This is a genomic window from Shewanella sp. FJAT-51649 (assembly GCF_019457435.1).
GTDB lineage: Bacteria > Pseudomonadota > Gammaproteobacteria > Enterobacterales > Shewanellaceae > Shewanella > Shewanella mangrovisoli.
Genome location: NZ_CP080411.1, coordinates 2,431,666 through 2,449,478 on the forward strand (window position 1 = coordinate 2,431,666; position 17,813 = coordinate 2,449,478).

A 17,813-nucleotide genomic window follows, 5' to 3' on the forward strand; every position below is an offset into this window, starting at 1 on the left:
TGATGCGTACATCGAGATATGAGTCAGAGTGATGTCATCTTCTGCGGATAGGCGTCTCTGCAACCTGACGCCATTATTCGACTTCTTCATGCTCGAGTCAAGCTCAGTACTGCTTCTCCCATCCTTACGCTCATCCCCCCGAATCGTTACATGCTCAGCCTTAATGTTAAAAATTTTATCACCATCAACTAAAATCATATTGTATTACTATTGAGCTGTAGTAATATTGTAGTACTAAATAATATTTACTCTACCTGCGTAAACCGGATCGGACGCAGACAAAATGTACGGGGATGCAAATGTCGAATGTTTTAGGGGCTTACGCGTTAGGGCTTGATTACGGCTCTGATTCAGTTCGCGCGTTATTGGTGGATACCCAAACGGGCGCAGAAGTAGCAACAAATGTGGTGTACTACCCACGTTGGAAGAAGGGGCTTTTTTGCGATCCCGCGAAGAATCAATTTAGACAACATCCCCTCGATTACATCGAAAGCCTTATCGAGGTAGTGCAAGGGCTATGGGCAAAAGCCCCGAGTGGCGCCGCGCAAAGAGTCTGCGGTTTGAGTGTTGATACCACAGGCTCAACCCCAATCGCGGTCGATGAATCTGGTGTTGCTTTAGCCTTAAAACCAGAGTTTGCGAATAACCCCAATGCCATGTTTTTGCTTTGGAAAGATCACAGCGCCATCCTCGAAGCTCAGCAAATTACCGCTGCGGCAAACGATTCAAGCGAAAATTACCTGAAATATGAAGGGGGAATTTACTCCTCCGAATGGTTTTGGGCGAAAGCGCTATTTGTACTGCGCCACGACACCGAAGTCAGACAAGCCGCCTATAGCTGGGTCGAGCACTGTGATTGGATCACCGCATTAATGACGGGCACTACACATCCAAAGGTCTTTAAAGCCGGGCGCTGCGCCGCCGGTCACAAAGTGATGTGGCATGAGTCATGGAATGGCTATCCGCCGAATGACTTTTTCGTTGGCATCGACCCCTTACTCGATGGCTTGAGAGACAAGTTACCGCTTGAAACCTGCACATCTGACAAGGTTTGCGGCAAGCTAACCCCAGAGTGGGCACAGCATTTAGGGCTATCGACCGAGGCTATCGTGTCCTTTGGCTCATTCGACTGTCACGCAGGTGCCGTTGGGGCCAATGTTAAACCCGGCGTCTTAACCAAGGTGATGGGGACCTCTACCTGCGATATCACGGTCGCCAGTTATGACGATATAGGTGAGCGTTGTATCAAAGGCATTTGCGGTCAAGTCGATGGCTCTGTATTGCCCGGCATGATAGGGCTAGAAGCGGGTCAGTCTGCCTTTGGCGATCTCTACGCTTGGTTTAGGGATCTCACCGCATGGCCGATGCAACAGCTTGACACTTCAGCCTTATTTGATGAAAACACCAAAGCCAAACTCATTCAGCAACTCGAAGCTGAAACCCTGACAATGTTAGGCAATGCGGCCGCGAAAATCCCCGTTGGCGAGACGGGCATTGTCGCGCTGGATTGGATTAACGGACGTCGCACCCCCGATGCCGACCAATCTGTTGCCATGGCTATCACAGGCTTAACCATGGGTAGCCAAGCACCGCAAGTCTTCAAAGCTTTAGTGGAAGCTAGCGCCTATGGCGCACGGGCTATCATCGAGCGCTTCAAACAGGAAGGCGTATGCATTGACCATGTGGTCACCATTGGTGGGATCTCGAAAAAATCCGACTTCATTATGCAAACCTGCGCCGATGTGTGGAATTGCAACATCGACGTACTCGAGAGCGAGCAAAGCTGCGCACTGGGCGCCGCCATTTATGCCGCAACCGCAGCCGGGGTTTATCCCGATGTGCTGAGTGCCCAGGCAGCCATGGCCTCGAACGTTGCGAAAACCTATCAGCCAAATCCTGAAAACGCAGAGAAATATCAAGCGCTTTACCTAGGGTACTTAGCCCTTGGCCACTATGTTGATGGAGCGAAATAAGATGTCTTTTTTAGAGCTAAAACGCGAAGTATACGAAGCCAACATGGAGCTTGAGAAACGTAAACTGGTTACTTACACCTTTGGCAACGTTTCACAAATTGATCGCCAACTCGGCGTCATTGGTATCAAACCAAGCGGTGTGCCCTATGAAGATTTGAAGGTTGAAGACATTGTGATTGTTGACCTTGAGAATCAAATCGTAGAAGGGCGCATGCGTCCTTCATCCGATACCAAGACACACACCTATTTGTATCGCCAGTGGCAGAGTATTGGTGGCATTACCCATACCCACTCGACCTACGCCACTGCCTGGGCGCAGGCACAGATTGCGATTCCCTGTTTAGGTACAACACAGGCCGATTATGTGTACGGTGAAATCCCGTGCACAGCGGTGATGCGCAACGATCAGATCAGCCGCGACTACGAAGAAGAAACCGGCGTGCAGATCCTCGATTGCTTCGCCGACCGAGATCCTAACGAGTCGCCCATGGTAATCGTTGCAGGTCATGCACCGTTCACTTGGGGCGCGAATGCGGCTAAATCCGTATATCACGCCGTGTTGCTCGAAGAAATCGCTCGGATGGCGTATCTCACCAAAACATTATCACCAGGTATCAGTCAGTTAAAACAAGAGCTTATTGATAAGCACTATTTGCGTAAGCATGGAAAAGACGCTTATTACGGCCAAAGCAAGTAATTGCCAGTCGGGTCTCATTTCAAAATAGAGAGAGTAATATGAAAGCCTTCAAACAAAAACAAGTGTGGTTTATCACGGGTTCGCAGGATTTATACGGCCCGAAAGTATTAGAGCAAGTCGCTAAAAACAGTGAGCAAATTGTTCATGGCTTTAATGAATCATCCGCCATTTCCATCGAAGTGGTGTATAAACCAACTGTAAAATCCCCACGGGAAATTCACGCCGTATGCCAAGCAGCCAACAGCGATGAAAACTGTGTTGGTGTGATCCTGTGGATGCACACTTTCTCTCCTGCCAAGATGTGGATTGCTGGCCTTAATGAATTAAGCAAGCCATTCATGCACTTACACACTCAGTTCAATGCCGAGCTCCCTTGGAGCGAAATCAACATGAACTACATGAACACCCACCAAAGTGCTCACGGTTGCCGCGAATTTGGTTTTATCGGCACTCGTATGCGTAAAGAGCGTAAAGTGGTTGTGGGTCACTGGCAATCGGGCGATGTACAGGCACAAATCGATGATTGGTGCCGCGCAGCGGCGGGTTGGCACGAGAGCCAAAACCTGCGTATCGCCCGCTTTGGTGACAACATGCGTCAAGTGGCCGTGACTGAAGGCGACAAAGTTGCCGCACAAATTCAATTCGGTTACGAAGTGCACGCCTACAGCTTAGGTGAACTCAATGAGGCGATTGCAGCCATTGCCGAAGGCGATGTGACTGCACAGCTCGACCGTTACGCCAGCGAATACCAAGTGGGTAACGAGCTATTTGGCGATGAATACCAATTAGACCGTTTAAGAAAAGAAGCCAAGATTGAACTTGGCTTAACCCAATTCTTAACCCAAGGTGGATTTGGTGCCTTTACCAACTGCTTCGAAAACCTCACTGGCATGACAGGATTACCAGGACTGGCGACCCAACGTCTGATGGCGAACGGTTTCGGTTACGGCGGCGAAGGTGACTGGAAAACGGCTGCCATGGTGCGCATCATGAAGGTAATGGGTCAAGGCCGTGCCGGTGGTACTTCATTTATGGAAGACTACACCTATAACTTTGGTGCGACTGACCAAGTTCTCGGCGCCCACATGTTAGAAGTGTGCCCATCGATTGCCGCTGCAAAACCACGTTTAGAAGTTCACCGCCACACCATTGGTGTGCGTTGTGACGTGCCACGTCTGTTGTTCACTGGTAAAGCGGGCCCAGCAATCAACGTATCGACTATCGATTTAGGCAACCGTTTCCGTATTATTCTCAATGAATTAGATACAGTAACGCCACCACAGGATCTGCCAAATCTGCCTGTCGCATCAGCGCTGTGGGAGCCTCGTCCGAATTTAGCGGTTGCCGCCGCGGCTTGGATCCACGCCGGTGGTGCTCACCACTCGGCTTATAGCCAAGCCATCACGACTGATCAGATTGTCGACTTTGCTGAAATGGCCGGTGCTGAACTGGTTATTATCGATGCCGATACTAAGATCCGCGAGTTTAAGAATGAGCTTCGCCAAAATTCCGTTTATTACGGTTTAGCAAGAGGTTTATAATTCTCGTGCAGCAATAAAGCCGCCTTCGGGCGGCTTTCATTTTTCTGGCACCATTCATTTCATAGGGTTAACACAGATGTATACAGAATTTGACGGCATTATCTTCGATATGGATGGCACCTTAGTCGACAGCGGTCAGTTGCATGAGCAGGCATGGCGACAAACTTTGAATCACTTTGGGATCCCCGTAGAACCTGCACTGATGCGCTCGTTAGCGGGCGTGCCCACCATTGGCACCTTAGAGATCCTGATCGCCCATTTTGGCGTCACGCCAACGGCCAGTAGCGAGGCCATGAACGAGTATAAAGAAGCCCTAGTGCGCGACACTATGCATTTATATGTAAAGCCGACAGCATTAGCCGAATTTGCCAAGCAGAATCAGGGCAAACGCCCAATGGCGGTCGGCACAGGTGCCTACACAGAGGAAGCCATTCAAATCTTAACCCTGTGTGGATTACTGGAATTAGTCGATTATGTGGTGGGTGCAGATCAGGTCGCGTCACCCAAACCCGCGCCAGATACCTTTTTACGCTGCGCCGAACTGATGGGCATAACGCCTGAGCGCTGTATCGTATTTGAAGATGCAAAGGCGGGCATCCAAGCCGCCGAAGCTGCGGGGATGTTTGTGGTCGATGTGCATGCCGAATTACAGATTGAAAATGACTATTTCCTAGGCACTCAGTAGCCCTTGCGAGCTTGTCCAATCACTGGTTAAAACGCAAAATTAGACTTTACAATGTAAAAGTTTGGGGTAAGGTAGGGACAGTAAGTTTAGGGAAATTCCCATAAATTCTTAGCGTTAACAAAATTTTTATTACCTTTATCAGGAAAGGTAGTATCATAACATTTGTTTATCAGCGTTAAGCACCTTATCCAGCCGATTGGATTGAGCACAGAGATAGAGAGTTAAAGAGGGCACTATGGCAAATCAGGCAAATAACCGTCCGCAGAATATCCATAACTGGGTGGCAAGCGAATTAGGTTCTCGCATTGTGGGCGGCTTTTATGCGCCAGGTGAATATATCCCTAACGAAAATGCTATCTGTGAAGAGCTGGAAGTGTCACGCACCTCCTTAAGGGAAGCCTTTAAGGTGCTCACGGCAAAGGGGCTTATCGAATCTCGCCCTAAACTTGGCACCCGTATTCGTGAGCGTCGCCACTGGAATATGTTCGATCCGGTGATCTTAAACTGGTTTTCCCAATCTAAACCTTCGCCCGAGTTTTACACTTCTCTCTATGAAATCCGTGAAGTGTTTGAACCCGCAGCGGCGGAACTGGCGGCGAAAAAACGCACCCCTGAGCAGCTTGAGGTGATTGCAGCGGCCTATGCCAAGATGGAAGCGGCCGAATTAGGTACGGATGAAGTCTATACCTCGGATATCGATTTCCACATGGCGATTTTAGATGCGACCAATAACGAGTTTATGGTGTCTCTCGGTGTGTCTATTCAATCTGCGCTGCTCGAAATCTTCAGACTCAGTAGCACAATTCAGGATGACTTTATCCAATCACTCCCAGGGCATAAGGCCATTTATACTGCGATTGCCGCAGGGGACAGTGAAGGCGCGAAAGCCGAAATGAATAAATTACTCTCGACGTCTCAAGATACTGTGCATAAAAATATCGAGCGTAAATAACAAAATATCGAACATAGTAACGAGTTACTTATCTTTAACGTCACTCGAGCAATAAAAAAGGTGAACTTAGGTTCACCTTTTTTGCTTTGCTGCCAGCAGAAAATAGGGTTACTGCGGCTCGCTGATACCTTCGCTCGTCATATGAATGCGCTGTAGGGTGCCATCGGCATTGTAATGCAGCGGGTCAATGGCAACTGAACGTCTAAACTCACCGCCGCCATCCTGCGATGCGCCGGTATGGTAGATAAAGTAGGATTTACCTTTAAATTCAATAATCGCTTGATGATTTGTCGGCGAGTTGCCCGCCACTTCATTTAAGATGCCTTGGTATTTCCACGGGCCCAGGATGCTATCACTGGTCGCATAGGCAATTTTTTCAGGGAAGCCTGAAGCGTATGAAAGATAATAGGTTTTATCTTTTTTATGTACCCAAAGCGCTTCGGTAAAGTTAGGCACATCAATGGCATTAATTGGGCCATCGAGTTCAATCATATTGTCTTTAAGTTTTGCATATCGCGGTTTAGTGTTACCCCAAAAAATATAAGCCTGCTTGTCATCGTCGATAAAGACCGCAGGATCGATATCATCCCAATCAATCTCAGTATCTGTGGTCATATCATTAGTGATAAGGGCTGTGCCGCGGGCATCCTTGAAGGGGCCAAGTGGATTATCAGCAACCGCGACACCTATGGCAAAGCCATTGATTTTGTTGTGTCTTGCCGTCACAAACCAGTAAAACTTACCTTCTTTTTCGATCACATGGCTAGCCCATGCATCTCCTTTAGCCCAGCTGAAATCCTTGACCGATAACTTGCTGCCATGGGCCGTCCAATTGTGCATATCCTTAGAGCTAAAAACGAGCCAATCATGCATTTCGAAGAAGGTGCGATTGTCCTTTGCTACGTCATGGCCAGTATAAAGATAGACAGTATCTTGATGCACTATTGCAGCGGGATCGGCGGTAAATACATCCGTAAACAGAGGGTTAGCAGCAATCGCTGCAGTGCTGACACTCGAACTCAATGCCAAACACACACTCAAAAATGCCTTTTTCATACTTCCTCTATTGTTTTTTGATATTTTGGTATTATAGTAATACCAATACTTTTACGTGCTAGCAATATTAAAGTACAAATTGTTAACTCAGGGCATTAGGTTCGTCCGTTCGTTTTATGTTGAGTGTTACTCAATCGTTCGGGCAGGGCATGTGCCTTGGAAGACGAAGGTGTCATATGAATAATAAAAAACCGAAAACACTTCGTTCGGCTAGTTGGTTTGGTAGTGATGACAAAAATGGCTTTATGTATCGCAGTTGGATGAAAAACCAAGGCATACCCGAGCATCACTTTCAAAATAAGCCTGTGATTGGTATTTGCAATACCTGGTCAGAATTGACGCCCTGTAATGGTCATCTACGGGAATTGGCGCAAAGAGTAAAGAATGGCATTCGGGAAGCGGGTGGCATTCCAGTGGAGTTTCCAGTGTTTTCGAATGGCGAGTCCAACTTGCGTCCAAGCGCCATGCTCACCCGTAACCTTGCGGCCATGGACACGGAAGAAGCCATTCGAGGCAACCCCATCGATGGTGTTGTGTTGTTAGTAGGCTGCGATAAAACGACTCCGGCTTTATTAATGGGCGCGGCTAGTTGTGATTTACCGACAATCGTTGTTACCGGTGGTCCCATGCTCAATGGTAAGCATAAGGGCAAGGATGTTGGTTCGGGCACACTCGTATGGGAACTGCATCAAGAATATAAAGCGGGCAACATCAGTCTCGCCGCATTTATGAATGCCGAAGCGGATATGTCACGCTCGACGGGCACCTGTAACACTATGGGCACGGCATCGACCATGGCCTGTATGGTGGAAACCCTTGGAGTGAGTTTGCCACACAATGCAGCCATTCCTGCGGTGGACTCCCGCCGCCAAGTATTGGCGCATATGTCGGGAATGCGAATTGTGGAGATGGTCAAAGAGGATTTGACCTTAAGTAAAATTTTAAGCCGTGATGCTTTTATCAATGCCATCAAAGTGAATGCCGCCATTGGTGGCTCAACCAACGCCGTTATTCATTTAAAGGCGATCGCTGGCAGGATAGGGGTTGAGCTGTCACTCGATGACTGGCGCCATGGTTACACAGTACCGACCATAGTGAATCTTAAGCCTTCGGGTCAGTACTTAATGGAAGACTTTTACTACGCAGGTGGCCTGCCAGCAGTATTAAGGCAGCTGTTTGAGCATGATTTACTGAGTAAAAACACGCTCACAGTCAATGCCGCTAGCCTCTGGGACAATGTCAAAGAGGCGCCTTGTTATAACCAAGAGGTGATCATGTCACTTGAAAATCCCTTGGTTGAAAATGGCGGCATTCGCGTACTGCGCGGCAATCTCGCGCCCCGAGGCGCAGTGATCAAAACTTCAGCCGCCAGCGCGCACCTGATGCAGCACCGCGGTAAGGCCGTGGTGTTTGAAAGCTTCGACGATTACAACGCTCGCATCGGCGATCCTGAATTGGATATCGATGAAAACAGCATTATGGTGCTTAAAAACTGTGGCCCTAAGGGATATCCGGGCATGGCTGAGGTCGGCAATATGGGACTGCCACCTAAGCTGTTGAAAAAAGGAATTAAGGACATGGTGAGGATTTCCGATGCACGCATGAGTGGCACCGCCTTTGGGACTGTTGTGTTGCATGTTGCCCCAGAAGCACAAGCCCTTGGCCCACTGGCCGCCGTCCAAAATGGTGACATGATAGCGCTAGACACCTATGCCGGAACGTTACAGTTGGAGATCAGTGACCAAGAGTTACAAGCCCGTCTTGACAAACTGGCGGCGGTGAAATCCATTCCCGTAAATGGTGGCTATCTCTCGCTCTTTAAAGAGCATGTTCTCCAGGCGGATGAGGGATGTGATTTTGATTTTCTCGTGGGATGTCGAGGTGCAGAGATACCAGCACATTCCCATTAAATATGAACTCGTTTTCTTTTATAATAAAACCAGATAATTATTTTAATAAAAGGTTGAGTTATGAAGTTGACTAATCAATACCCGAGTTTACAAGGGAAAACCATTTTTATCAGTGGTGGCGCAACGGGTATTGGAGCTTGCTTGGTTAATGCTTTTTTAGAGCAGGGCGCTAAGGTGGCATTTGTCGATATTTTAGTTGAGGAGTCGACTCAACTCGTCGCAGATCTTAAGCAGACTCAACCAGAGGCCAGCGTAAAATTTTATCACTGCGATCTTGTCGATATCGCCGCCCTCAAGCGTGTGATTGCTCAGGTTGAGGACGATTTAGGTCCAATCTCGGTATTGATTAACAATGCCGCGTGCGATCAACGCCATAGTATCGACGAAGTGACCCCAGAATATTGGGACCAATGCCTAAACACCAATTTGCGGCATTACTTTTTCGCCGTACAAGCGGTCAGGCCGCAAATGCAGCGCCTCGGTGGAGGCTCAGTGATCAACTTAGGTTCAATGAGTTGGCACAATCGGCAAGCGGGCATGGCGGGTTACACCGCATCTAAGGCCGGCGCCATGGGCTTAACCCGAGGGTTAGCTGCCGATTTAGGTAAAGATAAAATTCGGATTAATACCTTAACACCGGGTTGGGTGATGACAAAACGTCAACTCACACACTGGGTAGATAAAGATACGGCAAAACATATCGAAAATAACCAATGTATTAAAGAATATGTGATGCCCGAAGATATTGCTGCTATGGCGTTATTTTTAGCAGCAGATGATAGCAAACTCTGCACCGCACAAAATTTTATTGTCGATGGTGGTTGGATTTAAATATCACAATAAAATTTCAGTTCATTGAATAATGAGGTGAGTGCTGAGTTTATTTTAAATAAAAGGTAAAGCACTCACCATGCAACTCTCTGTTACTCAAAAAAGCCTACAACACACCGCATTTGCGGATGAATTACAATTAGTCACGCTCACCAATAGCCACGGGCTTGAAGTGGTTCTGTCAAATTACGGCGCCAGTATTTGGTCAGTCAAACTTTATGGCCGAGCGCAAGAACCTATTTCATTAAGTCTTGGCTATCAAGATATTAAAGATTGGGCAACTAATCCGTATTATTTTGGTATTACCGCCGGCCGTGTCGCCAATCGTATTGGTAAAGCACAATTCCCCTTAGCGGGTAAAACGATTCAATTAGTCGCCAATGAAGGTAATAATCAACTTCACGGCGGACCGAAAGGATTAAGCCATTGCTCTTGGCAGGTTGAGACGCTGCAGGATAATGACAGTGTAGCGGCGGTTTTCAGCATTATCAGCCCCGATGGCGATCAAGGATTTCCGGGTAATCTTGCCATTAAGCTAGAATACCGCCTCAATGAAAACAATGAATTAACCCTGACTTATCACGCCGTTTGCGATCAAACCACCCCTGTCTGTTTAACCAATCATGCTTACTGGAATCTTGCCTCCAACAAGCAGCAAGGCATTTTAGGGCACGAACTCTCCATTCAAGCCAGCCATTTCCTAGCGCTCGATAATGAACAGATCCCGACGGGTGAATTAATCTTAGTCGACGATAGCGCTTACGATTTCAAACAATCAAAGCTAATTGCTACGGATATAAAGCAATTAACCAATGGTTATGATCATTATTTTGTGATGGATAGAAATCCTGACAATAAAAACAGTTTGCAGACTATTGCGGTGTTAAAAGATCCGCTTTCTGGCCGAGAACTCGAAATTAGTACCACGGAAGTCGGCGTGCAATTTTATAGCGGCAACTTTCTCGATGGCAGCCATATTGATGATGAAGGTTATCGCATTAATCAATTTCATGGTCTCTGTTTAGAAACCCACGGTTATCCGAATGCGGTAAACATTGACCATTTCCCGAGTGTCATGCTTGAGGCAAATACTCAACATCAACAAATTACGGTACATAAGTTTAAAAATATTTAATTCAATTAAGGCGAAATAACATTTATTTGTACGAGTTAGTCTGCAGTTAACAGCAGGCTAGGGGATCTCTGTTACCTAAAATTATAAAGGGAATAATAATGAAACATAATAAAATCATTACCGCATTGGGATTATGGGCTGTCAGTGCTACTTGTGCCTACGCCACCACAGTGGGCTTTTCACAGGTTGGCTCCGAGAGTGGTTGGCGTACCAGCTTTAGCGAAGCGGTCAAGGCCGAAGCCAAACAGCGTGGCATCGATTTAAAATTTGCCGACGCTCAGCAAAAACAAGAGAACCAAATCAAAGCCGTGCGTAGCTTTATCGCCCAAGGTGTGGATGCCATTATTATCGCGCCCGTGGTAGAAACAGGTTGGAAACCCGTACTGAAAGAAGCCAAACGCGCCAAAATCCCAGTCGTGATTGTCGACCGTAATATCAAGGTCGATGATGACTCCCTATTCCTCACCCGTATTGCCTCCGACTTTAGCGAAGAAGGCCGCAAGATTGGCCAATGGCTGATGGATAAAACCCAAGGCAACTGTGATATAGCCGAGTTGCAAGGCACGGTAGGTGCAACCGCTGCGATTGATCGCGCAGCCGGTTTTAACCAAGTGATTGCCAATTATCCCAATGCCAAGATTGTTCGTAGCCAAACTGGCGAATTTACCCGCGCTAAGGGTAAAGAAGTGATGGAAGGTTTCCTCAAGGCGCAAAACGGTCAGCCACTGTGCGCCGTATGGTCGCATAACGATGAAATGGCCCTTGGCGCCGTGCAAGCCATTAAAGAAGCCGGTTTAAAACCGGGCAAAGATATTCTGATTGTCTCCGTGGACGGTGTTCCCGATTACTTTAAGGCGATGGCCGATGGCGATGTCAATGCCACGGTTGAGCTGAGCCCATACTTAGGCGGCCCAGCATTTGATGCTATCGATGCGTACCTGAAGGGCAATAAGGATCAAGCCAAGCTTATTAGCACCACGGGTGATGTATTTACCCAAGAAACCGCTGCCGCAGAGTACGAAAAGCGCCGCCAGCAATAATCCCATTGACGCTTTCTTGGGGAATAGCGCTATGAGCCTTATTTTAGAACTCAAGCAGATCAGTAAGCATTATCCGGGCGTTAAAGCCCTTGAGGATGTGAGCTTACGGTTATTTGCAGGGGAAGTTCACGCCCTATTGGGCGAAAACGGTGCGGGTAAATCGACGCTGGTGAAAGTAATGACAGGCGCCCAGTCGAAAGACATGGGCGACATCCTCTTTCTTGGCGAGCCGCAACACTTCAACACACCTATGGATGCGCAAAAATCGGGGATCAGCACGGTTTATCAGGAGGTGAACTTAGTGCCTAATCTGACCGTGGCACAAAACCTGTTCCTCGGTTACGAACCGCGCCGCCTTGGTCTGATCCATTTTAAAAAGATGTATGCCGACGCGCGGGCCGTGTTAACCCAGTTCAAGCTGGATATCGATGTTAGCGCGCCGCTGTCGGATTATTCCATCGCGGTGCAGCAACTGATCGCCATCGCCCGTGGCGTTGCCATGTCGGCCAAGGTATTAGTGCTCGATGAGCCTACCGCGAGCTTAGATGCCAAAGAAGTGCAAGTGCTGTTTGGGATCTTAAACCAGCTCAAAGCCAAGGGTGTGGCTATCGTGTTTATCACTCACTTCCTCGATCAGGTTTATCAGATAAGCGATCGCATTACCGTGTTACGTAACGGGCAGTTTATCGGCGAATATCTGACGGCAGAACTGCCACAACCTAAGTTGATTGAAGCCATGCTCGGGCGTTCTCTGCAGGAGCAATTGGTTAATAAACAGGAAAAGGAGCGCACCGTTACCCGCGCTGAGGCCGTGCTCTTGTCCCTCGAAGATGTGTCGGTGAAAGGTTCAATCCAATCGATGAATCTCACCGTGCCAAAGGGGCAGGCTGTTGGGCTTGCTGGGCTGCTAGGTTCGGGGCGCAGCGAAGTCTGCAACGCCGTGTTTGGGTTGGACTTGGTTGATAGCGGCAGTATCCATTTGGCTGGGCAGAAACTGAATCTGTCACAACCCGTGGATGCGATCAGCGCCGGGATCGCCCTCTGCCCCGAAGATCGCAAGATTGACGGCATCATCGGTCCTTTATCGATTCGCGAAAACATTATTCTCGCGCTGCAGGCACGTATCGGGTGGTGGCGGTATTTATCCAACACCCGGCAGCAGGAAATTGCCCAATTCTTTATCGATAAATTACAGATTGCGACGCCTGATGCGGATAAACCCATAGAGCAATTGAGTGGCGGTAATCAGCAGAAGGTAATTCTCGCGCGTTGGTTAGCCATCGAACCCATCCTGCTCGTGCTGGATGAACCTACCCGGGGCATCGATATTGGCGCCCACGCCGAAATCGTCAAGCTGATCAGAACTTTGTGTGATGAAGGCATGTCGCTGCTGGTTGCATCGTCTGAGCTCGATGAGCTCGTGGCCTTTTCAAATAAAGTCGTGGTATTACGCGACAGATATGCAGTACGTGAACTTTCAGGAGCGGAATTAACCTCGCAACACGTAATGCAAGCGATTGCGGAGGGATAAATGAAAAGCTCAGCCGAAACCCTATCATCCACACGCATGTCCGCCGATTTGATCTCACCCCAGATGAACGCATCTGAGGCGCACTCATCTGAGCGGCAACCGCGGATGCAGGAAAGTCATAAGACCATGGTTCAAGAAAAAAACGCCCGTTACCAAGCGGGCAAGTCGACCTCCTTTGGTCGATACCTGTGGCCACTATTGGCCTTAACTATTCTGTTACTGGCCAATCTGTTTATTGACAGCAGTTTCTTCAATATCAGCTATCAAGACGACAGACTCTATGGCTCTTTGATTGATATCTTAAATCGCAGTGCACCCGTGGCGCTGCTTTCCATTGGCATGAGTCTCGTGATTGCTACTGGCGGAATCGACCTGTCGGTGGGTGCTGTGATGGCGATTGCGGGCGCCGTTTGCGCGAATCTACTGTTAGTGCCGGATATCAGTTTAGTCACCGTTATCGCAGCAGGCCTTATCGTCGGGATCTTAGCTGGTTGCATTAATGGCGGCCTGGTGAGTTTCTTAGGCATTCAACCAATTGTCGCGACCTTGCTGCTTATGGTGGCTGGGCGTGGTGTTGCTCAGCTTATCAACCAAGGGCAAATTATCACCTTCCAGCACCCAGGCTTTGCCGCCATTGGGGTGGGTCAGTTTTTAGGCCTGCCGATGCCAGTGTGGATTGTGATTGGGATGCTGACCTTCAGCCAATTACTGCTGCGTAAAACCGCCCTAGGGCTTTTTATCGAAGCGGTTGGCTGTAATGCCAAGGCGAGTCGTTACCTTGGGATCAACGATAAATCCATCAAACTGTTTGCCTATGGCATTGCCGGTCTGTGCGCGGCGTTGGCCGGCATGATCAGCACCGCCGATATCCAAGGCTCAGATGCGAATAACGCCGGGCTTTGGCTTGAGCTGGATGCCGTGCTCGCCGTCGTGATTGGCGGCGCAGCGCTTACGGGCGGGCGTTTCTCTTTAATTTTGTCGGTCGTCGGCGCGCTGATCATCCAGACCTTAGCGACCACCATTATCGTCAGCGGTTTACCCGCTAAGTTTAACTTGCTGATCAAGGCCATCGTTATCCTGACCGTGCTGCTGTTGCAATCGGCTAAATTTAGGCGCCAATTGTCGGCGCTGTTCACATCCAAGCGCCAAACGGATGCCAAACCAGTGGAAAAGGGCACAAGTGCAAAAGCTAGTACAGCAACAGGAGAAAAACTATGATAGCAAGACGTTTTATCCCGCTGTGGATCACCGCCTCATTGCTGCTGACCATGTTTCTGGTTGGCACCTTTCAGTTTGACGGTTTTGCCAGTGGCCGAGTAGTCACCAACCTATTGCGTGACAATGCATTCCTATTGATCACCGCATTAGGCATGACCTTAGTGATTATCTCTGGGGGGATCGATCTTTCGGTTGGCGCCGTCATCGCCTTAAGCGGGGTCGTCACCAGTTTATTGATCACCGAGTACCAGTGGCATCCATTGTTGGCCTTTGCGGTTATCTTACCCCTAGGCACTCTGTTTGGCGCACTCATGGGCACTATTATTCATGTGTATAAGTTGCAGCCTTTTATCGTGACGCTTGCGGGCATGTTCCTAGCGCGGGGCTTAGCGACGACGCTCAGCGAAGAGTCGATTGCCATTGACCATCCATTTTACGATGCGGTGGCCGAGATGAGCATTGCACTACCAGGCAATGGCGCGCTCGATTTAAGCTCGCTGATCTTTATCCTGTTCTTTGTGATTATCGCCGTGGTTATGCATTACACCCGTTTTGGTACGAATGTGTATGCCATTGGTGGCAATCAACATTCCGCCGAGCTGATGGGGATTTCCATCGCGAAAACCACCATCAGCATATACGCCATCAGCAGCTTTCTAGCGACGCTGGCGGGCATTGTCTTTACCTTTTACACCTTCTCTGGCTATGCGCTTGGTGCCATTGGGGTCGAACTGGATGCCATTGCGGCCGTGGTCATTGGCGGCACCCTGTTAACTGGCGGCAGTGGCTTTGTGCTCGGCACTGTGCTTGGGGTAATTTTGATGGGGGTGATCCAAACCTATATCACCTTCGATGGCAGCTTAAGCAGTTGGTGGACCAAGATTGTCATTGGCCTGTTACTGTTCTTCTTCATCCTGTTACAGAAACTCTTGAATGGACGCAAAACACAACATGGATAATCGTCAATCTAACGTACCTGTCTTTCGGCGCTTGCCTCTGGTCTGTTGCTTACTCGCCACATTGGTGCTGCCATTAGCGCAAGCCGTGCCTGTGCTCGAAATTAGCCGCGCACAACCCCACAGCGCCACGGTGCAAACCCTCGATGCGAATGCGCCCTTTATCGAGAGAAGGGCGGATCCTTGGGTGATCCGCGACGATGACGGCAGTTACTACTTTATTGCCTCAGTGCCTGAGTTTGACCGCATCGAACTTCGCCACGCGAAAACCATCGATGGTTTACGCCAAGCAACACCTAAAACCCTATGGCACAAGCATGAAACCGGCCCCATGAGTATCGATATTTGGGCGCCTGAGCTGCACAAAATCGATGGTCGCTGGTATATCTATTTTGCGGCCAGCAATAAGGATGTGCGTTTTCATAACCGCATGTTTGTCTTAGGACTCGAGGGCGACTCGCCGATGACGGGCCAATGGCAGGAACTTGGCAAGTTGCAATCGGCGCAGGATGCTTTCTCCCTCGATGCGACCAGCTTTAGCCTGAAGGGCGAGCGTTATTTTATTTGGGCGCAGCAGGACAAAGCCAAGCGTTACAACACCGGCTTAGTGATTGCCAAAATGTTATCGCCAACTCAACTCTCTGATAACGAAACCATTATCAGCGAGCCCTTATTGGATTGGGAACGTTTAGGTTTTAAAGTCAACGAAGGCGCCGCTGTGTTGGTTAAAAACGGTAAAGTCTTCGTAACCTATTCCGCCAGTGCCACGGACGACCGTTATGCCATGGGGCTGCTATGGGCCGATGAAAATGCCGATTTACTCGATCCCAAGAGTTGGCATAAATCGCCAAGCCCAGTCTTTACCACTGAGCCGAGCTTGAATCGTTTTGGTCCTGGCCATAATAGTTTTGTGCTGGCAGAGGATGGTAAAACCGAGCTGATGTTTTACCATGCTCGTAATTACCTTGAGCTGCAGGGGACACCATTGACCGACGGTAATAGACACACTTACTACCGTGCCATTCGCTGGTCGGCGGACGGTTTCCCCGTATTTGATAATCAGCAGAGCGATAGCCAAACCTTGAATCAGCAAGACACGCAATCCCGCGAATAAGCGAAATGCGTTTAATAAACACGAATAGCACACTTAAGTAATCGAAATAGACAGGTTTTCCATGATAAGAGCAACAAACAGCCCCCTAGTCGAGCAACGCGCCGATCCCTTTGTGTACCGACATAGCGACGGTTATTACTACTTTACGGGCTCAGTTCCGACCTACGATCGGATTGAACTGCGTAAAGCCAAGACCTTAGACGGCTTAAAAGACGCCCAAACCTACGACATCTGGTTTAAACACCCAAGTGGCCCGATGAGCCGCCACGTATGGGCGCCCGAGATCCATTATCTCGATGGCAAATGGTACATCTACTTTGCTGCCAGCGAAGAAGAAAATATTTGGGCCTTACGTCCCTATGTGCTTGAGTGCCGAGGGCAAGATCCCTTGAATGATGAATGGATTGAACTTGGTATGATGCAGGCGGCCGATGGTGATAATAAATCATTTATCGACTTTTCCTTAGATGCGACCATTTTCGAAAACAACGGTAAGCGTTACTTCTGCTGGGCGGAGAAAACCGGTGGACAATTTGCGGCATCCAACCTGTATCTTGCGGAAATGGCATCGCCCATCAAGTTAAAGACGGCGCAATTTATGCTCACTACCCCAGATTACGATTGGGAACGAGTCGATTTTTGGGTTAACGAAGGCCCCGCAGTGCTTAAACACCAGGGGAAAATCTTCATTACTTTCTCGGCCAGCGCCACAGGTGCTTGTTATTGCATGGGTTATATGGAGGCCGATGAGCATGCTGATCTGCTCGATCGTAACTCTTGGAAGAAAACCCGCCAGCCAGTGCTGTGCACGGATGTCGACAAGCAAATCTTCGGCCCTGGTCATAACAGTTTCACCGTAGCAGAAGATGGCGTGACGCCCATCTGTGTTTACCATGCCCGTGATTATGAACATGCGGTCGGCGACCCAAGCGTGGTGCCAAAGACAGATACCCGTCCATTAGCGCAAATCATTAAAGATCCACTCTATGATCCCAATCGCCATGCGCGAACGTTAGCGGTGTCATTTGATGAGAGCGGCCGCCCCTTGTTTAACCTCTACTAATTTATTTACCGCCATAAATGATTCCACTGAGAAAGGCCTAACGGCCGTCGCAGAGAAATATCGATCATCGCGGGGCATGCTTAAGCAGCCCCGCATTTTTATGCCCGATTT

15 protein-coding genes are annotated in these 17,813 nt (G+C 48.8%); 14 read left to right on the forward strand and 1 reads right to left on the reverse strand.

Annotation, left to right across the window (positions count from 1 at the left end):
* Nucleotides 1-299 precede the first annotated feature (299 nt).
* The 5 genes from K0H59_RS10860 to K0H59_RS10880 all read left to right on the forward strand — a co-directional run bounded on the left by K0H59_RS10860 (nucleotide 300) and on the right by K0H59_RS10880 (nucleotide 5,848).
* Complete coding sequence (locus K0H59_RS10860; protein ID WP_220053126.1) at nucleotides 300-1,973, forward strand: ribulokinase; 1,674 nt, start codon at nucleotides 300-302, stop codon at nucleotides 1,971-1,973.
* A gap of 1 nt (nucleotide 1,974) precedes the next feature.
* A complete protein-coding gene (locus tag K0H59_RS10865; protein WP_011626173.1) occupies nucleotides 1,975-2,670 on the forward strand; it encodes an L-ribulose-5-phosphate 4-epimerase in 696 nt (231 codons plus the stop codon).
* A 38-nt stretch (nucleotides 2,671-2,708) separates the two neighbouring features.
* Nucleotides 2,709-4,211, forward strand: coding sequence for an L-arabinose isomerase (araA, locus tag K0H59_RS10870; protein WP_088212400.1), 1,503 nt, complete (start codon nucleotides 2,709-2,711; stop codon nucleotides 4,209-4,211).
* 76 nt (nucleotides 4,212-4,287) lie between these two features.
* Nucleotides 4,288-4,896 carry an HAD family phosphatase gene (locus K0H59_RS10875; RefSeq protein WP_220053127.1) on the forward strand — a complete coding sequence of 203 codons (609 nt, stop codon included), beginning with the start codon at nucleotides 4,288-4,290 and terminating at the stop codon, nucleotides 4,894-4,896.
* A gap of 235 nt (nucleotides 4,897-5,131) precedes the next feature.
* On the forward strand, nucleotides 5,132-5,848 hold the full coding sequence (locus K0H59_RS10880) for a FadR/GntR family transcriptional regulator (RefSeq protein ID WP_011622747.1): 717 nt from the start codon (nucleotides 5,132-5,134) through the stop codon (nucleotides 5,846-5,848).
* Nucleotides 5,849-5,956: 108 nt separating this feature from the next.
* Here the strand turns inward: K0H59_RS10880 and K0H59_RS10885 are convergent, their stop codons facing one another.
* The gene (locus K0H59_RS10885; RefSeq protein ID WP_220053128.1) at nucleotides 5,957-6,904 is read right to left on the reverse strand and encodes a glycoside hydrolase family 43 protein; all 948 of its coding nucleotides are present in this window, start codon (nucleotides 6,902-6,904) and stop codon (nucleotides 5,957-5,959) included.
* A gap of 176 nt (nucleotides 6,905-7,080) precedes the next feature.
* Here K0H59_RS10885 and K0H59_RS10890 point away from each other — a divergent pair, with 176 nt between their 5' ends.
* The 9 genes from K0H59_RS10890 (at nucleotide 7,081) to K0H59_RS10930 (ending at nucleotide 17,702) form a co-directional block, all read left to right on the forward strand.
* Nucleotides 7,081-8,814 (forward strand): IlvD/Edd family dehydratase, encoded by a 1,734-nt coding sequence (locus tag K0H59_RS10890; protein WP_220053129.1) that lies wholly within the window; start codon nucleotides 7,081-7,083, stop codon nucleotides 8,812-8,814.
* A gap of 60 nt (nucleotides 8,815-8,874) precedes the next feature.
* Nucleotides 8,875-9,645, forward strand: coding sequence for an SDR family NAD(P)-dependent oxidoreductase (locus K0H59_RS10895; protein ID WP_109286045.1), 771 nt, complete (start codon nucleotides 8,875-8,877; stop codon nucleotides 9,643-9,645).
* A gap of 79 nt (nucleotides 9,646-9,724) precedes the next feature.
* Nucleotides 9,725-10,780: an aldose epimerase family protein gene (locus K0H59_RS10900; RefSeq protein ID WP_220053130.1), complete on the forward strand. Its 1,056-nt coding sequence runs from the start codon at nucleotides 9,725-9,727 to the stop codon at nucleotides 10,778-10,780.
* 98 nt (nucleotides 10,781-10,878) lie between these two features.
* The gene (locus tag K0H59_RS10905) at nucleotides 10,879-11,820 is read left to right on the forward strand and encodes an ABC transporter substrate-binding protein (RefSeq protein ID WP_011717049.1); all 942 of its coding nucleotides are present in this window, start codon (nucleotides 10,879-10,881) and stop codon (nucleotides 11,818-11,820) included.
* Nucleotides 11,821-11,851: 31 nt separating this feature from the next.
* Nucleotides 11,852-13,351 carry a sugar ABC transporter ATP-binding protein gene (locus K0H59_RS10910; protein ID WP_220053131.1) on the forward strand — a complete coding sequence of 500 codons (1,500 nt, stop codon included), beginning with the start codon at nucleotides 11,852-11,854 and terminating at the stop codon, nucleotides 13,349-13,351.
* Nucleotides 13,352-14,569, forward strand: coding sequence for an ABC transporter permease (locus tag K0H59_RS10915; protein ID WP_220053132.1), 1,218 nt, complete (start codon nucleotides 13,352-13,354; stop codon nucleotides 14,567-14,569).
* The gene (gene yjfF, locus K0H59_RS10920; protein WP_011622755.1) at nucleotides 14,566-15,528 is read left to right on the forward strand and encodes a galactofuranose ABC transporter, permease protein YjfF; all 963 of its coding nucleotides are present in this window, start codon (nucleotides 14,566-14,568) and stop codon (nucleotides 15,526-15,528) included. The genes K0H59_RS10915 and yjfF overlap by 4 nt, the downstream gene beginning before the upstream one ends.
* A complete protein-coding gene (locus K0H59_RS10925) occupies nucleotides 15,503-16,639 on the forward strand; it encodes a family 43 glycosylhydrolase (RefSeq protein ID WP_220053133.1) in 1,137 nt (378 codons plus the stop codon). Before yjfF ends, K0H59_RS10925 begins: the two co-directional genes overlap by 26 nt.
* 61 nt (nucleotides 16,640-16,700) lie before the next feature.
* Complete coding sequence (locus K0H59_RS10930; RefSeq protein ID WP_220053134.1) at nucleotides 16,701-17,702, forward strand: family 43 glycosylhydrolase; 1,002 nt, start codon at nucleotides 16,701-16,703, stop codon at nucleotides 17,700-17,702.
* The last annotated feature ends 111 nt before the right edge of the window (nucleotides 17,703-17,813 follow it).